General features: G+C 63.7%; 2 protein-coding genes. Both read left to right on the top strand.

Translation table 11 applies throughout. The features are described 5' to 3' along the window. On the top strand, positions 1-1373 hold a 1373-nt coding region (gene istA, locus ACTM82_RS08890; RefSeq protein WP_441088550.1), incomplete at its 5' end, for an IS21 family transposase. 2 nt (positions 1374-1375) lie between these two features. Next, complete coding sequence (istB, locus tag ACTM82_RS08885) at positions 1376-2140, top strand: IS21-like element helper ATPase IstB (RefSeq protein WP_273339942.1); 765 nt, start codon at positions 1376-1378, stop codon at positions 2138-2140. Positions 2141-2227: the final 87 nt, after the last annotated feature.

The raw sequence follows: 2227 nt of genomic DNA, 5'->3' as shown, positions 1-2227 counted from the left end.
CCGAGCCCACGGTGCGCAAATACCGCGACATGGACGACTTCTCCCCTCAGGTCAAGCCCAGGAAGAGGCGCGGTTCGAAGCTTGACCCGTTCAAGGCGACGATAGATCGTTGGCTTGCGGAGGACAGGAAGCGGCGCCCCAAGCAGCGACACACGGCCCAGCGGGTATTCGACCGGCTCGTCGCGGAATGCGGCTACGACGGCAGCTACACAATCGTCCAGGCCTACGTCAAGAAGCGCAAAGCCGAGCTCAAAGGCGCCAAAGACGAGTTCCTCAACCTCGAATGGGCGCCCGGCGAGGGGCAGGTCGACTTCGGCGTGTGCGACTTCAGGGTGCTGGGCGTCATGCGCGAGGTGCACTACCTGGTGGTCACCTTCCCGTTCTCCAACGTGTCGCTGGCGCAATGCTTCTGGGGCGAGACGTCGGAATGCGTCTGCGAGGGCCTGAAGGCCGTGTTCGAGTTCTGCGGGGGCGTGCCCACCCGGTTGGTGTTTGACAACGCCACGGGCGTCGGCAGAAGGGTCGGCCAGGTTGTCAGCACCGCCGACACGTTCACGCGCTTCGCCGCCCACTACGGGTTCGACTTCTCCTTCTGCAACCCCAACTCCGGCCACGAGAAGGGCTCCGTGGAGAATGCCGTCGGGGCCATCCGGCGCAACCTGTTCGTCCCCGTTCCCCGCATCGACAGCCTGCCCGCCTACAACAAGCGGATCCTCGGCAGGTGCCTGGATCGCGCCGGCAAGGACCATTACCTCAAAGGGGAGCCCGAGCGCCAGCTGTTCATGGAGGACTGCGTGGCCATGGCCGACCTGCCGGCGAAGCCCTTCCGCGTCGCGAAGATAGTCACGGCCAAGACCGACAAGTACGGCGACGCGTGCCTCGACGGCAGACACCGCTACCCGCTCGGGCCGGACCACGGCGAGGAGAGGGTGATCGTCGAGCTGGGCGCATTCCGGGTAGCCTTCTACGACGGCGAGGGCACGCAGATCGCCGCCTTCGACCGAGCATACGGGGATGCGCCCACCAAGGCCAGCGACCCCATGTCGCAGCTGGCGCTCCTTTGCAGGAAGCCGGGCGGATGGCAGAACAGCGCCGTCAGGGCGACCTTGCCGAAATCGCTGGCCAGGTCGATGGATTCCATGGGCAGGGCCGACAGGGGCACGATGCTCAGGATGCTTCGCGACGTCAGCGCGGATGCGGGCTACGAGGCCGCGGTAGCGGCGATGGCCGCGCTCGGCGCCGACGGCGGCGTCCCCAGCCGCGCTGACGTCGCATTGGCTGCCGCATGCACGGCGAACGGCCAAGGGTCCATCGCATACGACGACAGCCCCGACCTCGGGATGTACGACGCCGTCTTCGCAAAGGAGGCCTAGCCATGGACATCGAGCAGATGACGAGGGGCCAGATCGAGGCGGAGTTCGCCGCGCTGGCCAGGACCATGTACTTCACCAAGTCGACGATCGCGGCGTTTTCCAAGGATGCCACGCGAGGCCAGCTGGTGGCTGCATGCGAGCTGATCAGGAGCGAGAACGCCACCAGGGAGGAGAACAGGAAGGCAAGGCTCATGAGGCAGGCCAAATTCCCGGCCGTGAAGTCGGTCGCGGACTTCGACTTCGGCGAGGTGTCCTTCCCAGACGGCTACACCGTCGATGACCTGGTGTCATTGGAGTTTGTCCGGCAGGCCCAGGACTTCGTGTTCTACGGAGGATGCGGACGCGGAAAGACCCACCTGTCGATCGCACTGGGCGTGCTGGCGGCCGAGCGGGGCTACAAGGTCAGGTACTTCGAGACCGCGTCGCTGGTGCTGATGCTGAAGGCGGCCGTCGCCGACAACAGGCTCGAGCAGGTGCTTCGCGACATAGCCAAGGCGGACCTGCTGATAATCGACGAGTACGGCTACATCCCGATAGACATCGAGGGCGCTCGGCTGCTCTACCAGGTGATGTCGGCAACGTACGAGACGAGGAGCATGATCGTCACAACCAACATAGAGTTCGGCAAATGGGGCACTGTGCTGGGAGACGCGCACCTGGCCACGGCGACGATTGACAGGATCATGCATCATGGTCGGCTGGTTGAGTTCGGCGGGCAGAGCAGAAGGTTCGAGGAAGCCTTGATGATGGGAAGATCGGACAGTTAGCGAAGAAAGGGTGCGGCACCTTTGCAAAACGGTGAAACCCGAAAGAAATTAGTCGTGAAATCCTAAATTTAGTTGTTGTGAAAAACA

This window comes from Collinsella sp. HCP3S3_E5 (genome assembly GCF_052067635.1).
Taxonomy (GTDB): Bacteria; Actinomycetota; Coriobacteriia; order Coriobacteriales; family Coriobacteriaceae; genus Collinsella.
This window is presented reverse-complemented; position numbering and strand designations above follow the sequence as displayed.

What these genes read in the sequence shown, in the direction of transcription:
- istB (WP_273339942.1), top strand. Translation starts at nt 1,376, where the DNA reads ATGGACATCGAGCAGATGACGAGGGGCCAGATCGAGGCGGAGTTCGCC.